Origin of the sequence: uncultured Thiocystis sp., assembly GCF_903866365.1 — a bacterium.
Lineage (GTDB): Bacteria > Pseudomonadota > Gammaproteobacteria > Chromatiales > Chromatiaceae > Chromatium.
In genome coordinates, this window is sequence record NZ_CAIPNF010000375.1 from 1 (window position 1) to 3,076 (window position 3,076).

Annotated in this window: 3 protein-coding genes and 1 pseudogene; all 4 read left to right on the top strand. The window is 61.1% G+C overall.

Going from position 1 to position 3,076, the window contains the following annotated elements:
* Nucleotides 1-73 precede the first annotated feature (73 nt).
* A pseudogene (tnpA, locus tag QZY07_RS21045) lies at nucleotides 74-302 on the top strand (IS200/IS605 family transposase); the annotation flags it as partial.
* 211 nt (nucleotides 303-513) lie between these two features.
* Nucleotides 514-1,536 (top strand): class I SAM-dependent methyltransferase, encoded by a 1,023-nt coding sequence (locus QZY07_RS21050; protein ID WP_295406963.1) that lies wholly within the window; start codon nucleotides 514-516, stop codon nucleotides 1,534-1,536.
* 3 nt (nucleotides 1,537-1,539) lie between these two features.
* On the top strand, nucleotides 1,540-2,355 hold the full coding sequence (locus QZY07_RS21055) for a class I SAM-dependent methyltransferase (protein WP_295406966.1): 816 nt from the start codon (nucleotides 1,540-1,542) through the stop codon (nucleotides 2,353-2,355).
* A 32-nt stretch (nucleotides 2,356-2,387) separates the two neighbouring features.
* Nucleotides 2,388-2,645, top strand: a complete 258-nt coding sequence (locus tag QZY07_RS21060) for a hypothetical protein (protein WP_295406969.1) — start codon at nucleotides 2,388-2,390, stop codon at nucleotides 2,643-2,645.
* Nucleotides 2,646-3,076: the final 431 nt, after the last annotated feature.

A 3,076-nucleotide genomic window follows, 5' to 3' on the forward strand; every position in this document is an offset into this window, starting at 1 on the left:
AGAATTAGTATTCTATTCCTGAAGTATTTATACCATTGAAAATTCGAGAAAAAAACCCCGAACACCCATGAGCGACCATGTTCGCCTGCTGGTCGAGTACCCGCCCAAGGTGGCGGTGTCCGCCCTGGTGAACAGCCTCAAGGGCGTGTCCAGCCGCTTGCTACGCCAAGAGCGCCCGGACATCCAGCGGCGCTACTGGAAGGGCGTCCTCCTGGTCACCCTCCTACTTCGCCGCCTCCTGCGGGGGCGCACCGATTTCTATCGCGCGCCAGTACATCGAACAGCAACAGACGCCCACCTAAACGGCAATCGGACGGACCCGCCGTCCGGCGCTATCCATCCCCGCCCTGAACGGCGGGGCTTTTCGCGCAAGACGGTAAACACCAGTTGAGATTGCCACGACGAACCCTGCGGCACCTTGACGATGCGCCGCAGCGACACAGAAAGACAGGGCGCCAGTCCCGCGAATCGTTTAGAATCCAGCCGATAACGCCCATCTCCCGCCGTTATTCAATGAGCGACAACCACACGACCAGCGCCGCTGTACGCCATGCCTACACTGCCGAGTATTACCTTGAGGACTGTGGCGGTTACGAAACCTACCAGGCCCACGGCGGCAAGCGTCTCGATCCACGGCTCGACTGCATGGCCCGTCTGGCCGGTTATCATGGCGGTCGCGGTTCGCTGCGCCTGCTCGACCTTGGTTGTGGGCGTGGCGAGATTGCCCGCCATTTCGCCGGACTCGGTTATCGGGTGGATGCCATCGATTATTCCCCCGACGCGCTGCGCCTGGCCGATGCCTGCTTTGCCGGGGAGCCCCGGTTGCGTCGTCGCGTCAAGCTGCGGTGCGCCTCGGTCACTGACCCGCGTGCCTATCGCGGTCGCTATGACATCGTCCTCGCGTCCGACCTCATCGAACACCTGGCTCCGACCGAGGTCGCGCACATTTATGCCCTGATCCGCCGCCATCTCAAACGCGATGGCATTTTTATCGCGCACACCTTCCCCAACCTCTGGTATTACCGCTACGGCTATCCGCGCCGCCGTCGTTGCGCCGCACACCAGGGCGAGGATCTGCCAGCCGAACCGCGCAGTCCCTACGAACGGCAAATGCACATCAACGAACAGTCGCCGCGGATCATGCTCGGCCAGCTGCGGGCGGCCTTCGAAGAAGTTCTGCTGTGGGCCGGCGACCATCAGGAACCCGCTGGCAGCCTGGAGCGACCATTCGGCAAGAATGACTGGCGTGATGCTCCCTCGCTGTTTGCGATCGCCGCCCGACAAGCCATTGATCCCAGGCGGGTGGTGGCTGTGCTGCAAGAACCCACTGCCACGCTGGAACCCCATGCGGTTGCCGCGAATCCGCTGGACGCAACAACCGCGCCCGCACCGACCAGTGCGCAACGGCTGGTCCGTCGTCTGCGGCGTCTGCCATTCCTGCGGCCTCTGCTCGATGGTCTCTATGCGTTCATCCGACTAACGTCTCTGCACCAGGAAGTGCAGAGTTTGCGCGCCGCGCTGGAGAACCAACGCTAGCCAGTGCAGGCCGATCGACAACCCTTCCAGGCCCCGGTCGACGTTCTCCAGCCTCCGCCAGACCTGGGAACCTGGTATCAGGATTTTGAAAACCACTTCCGTGGCTCGTCACAGGTCATCCGGGAGCGACTCCAGGTCTATCTGCCTTATCTGGACGCCAGCCCTGTCTCCGTTCAGGCGCCGCTGCTTGATCTCGGCTGTGGACGCGGCGACTGGCTCGCGCTGCTGCGCGATGTCGGCTATCCGGCGCGCGGCGTCGACACCAACCCCGCAGCGCTCGCCCAAGCACGTCAACAGGGTCTGGAGGTCGAGCAGGCGGACGTCATCGACTGTCTGAACGCACAGCCGCCGAGCTCACTGGGGGCCGTCAGCGCGCTGCATCTGGTCGAGCATCTCCCCTTCGAGCATCTGCTCAGGCTGCTTGACGCCGCTTTGCGGGCACTGGTTCCGGATGGCCTGCTCATCATCGAAACACCCAATCCGGAAAACCTCAGCGTAGGAGCCTGCCATTTCCACACCGACCCCACGCACCATCATCCGCTGGTGCCGGCGGTCCTTGAATTCACCGTCGCCCATCGCGGCTTCGCTGGCAGCCGGATCCTGCGCCTCAATCCCGACCTGCCCGAGCATTGCCTGCCCGGCACCGACGCACTGACGATGCGGCTTAACGCTACTCTGCATGGTCCGCGCGACTATGCCGTCGTGGCCTGCAAAGCCGCCACCCACAGCGACTCATCCGCGTATCGTTTCCCGTTGGCGAGTCGTGCGGAGAGACTGACCGATAGTGGGCACGTCGTGCTCGAACAACTCGCGCGCTAAACCTCGTTTAATTCATCCGGTGATTTGATTCCATGGACAAACTGGTCGCAATCATGCGCGCGCTCGCCAACCGTTATCCACGTCTCGCCTGGTTATTGGCCGACATCATCCGCCGTTTTCCAAGCCTGAACGATCATTTAGCCCATCGCTACAGCATCTTCATACCTGCGCGTCCGCCGGCGGGGGACATTCTCGCCGGTTACCGTTTCCCGCTGTCCACGACCACGGAACGACTCACTGGCAGGGGCCGCGCCATCCTTGGGGAACTCGAACTCACAGGCAAAACCTGACGTTGCATGCCGGCGCCATTTTGGTTTTCTAGCCACGAAGCTCCAGATCGCGACCCCAGCGATGAATCGCTGCTTCACGAAATCCGCCGAGTCGGGCGCTTGGTCGATCCAGCCAATTCGCCCTCAGACTCGCGAAGCAGCGCTTCGTCTCGCGGGGTGACGAAGCAGGAGCTGAGTCACTGTTCAAAAACGACTGAAACGGTGCTCTCTGGAGCCCTTCTCCCCAGCGGGGCGAGGGGAGAAGAAGGTCGAGCCATCTTCGTGTCGGTTATTTTTGCTCCGTTCCTGAGTCGGCACTGGTTCAGTTCAGTTGTGCAATATAAATTATATATATCAATAACTTGATATATATACCCGCACATTGGAAAATCTGACTTCCTTACAGGGAAACCCTGTATTGACTGCGCTTGGAGTGCGACTATTGGTTTCAC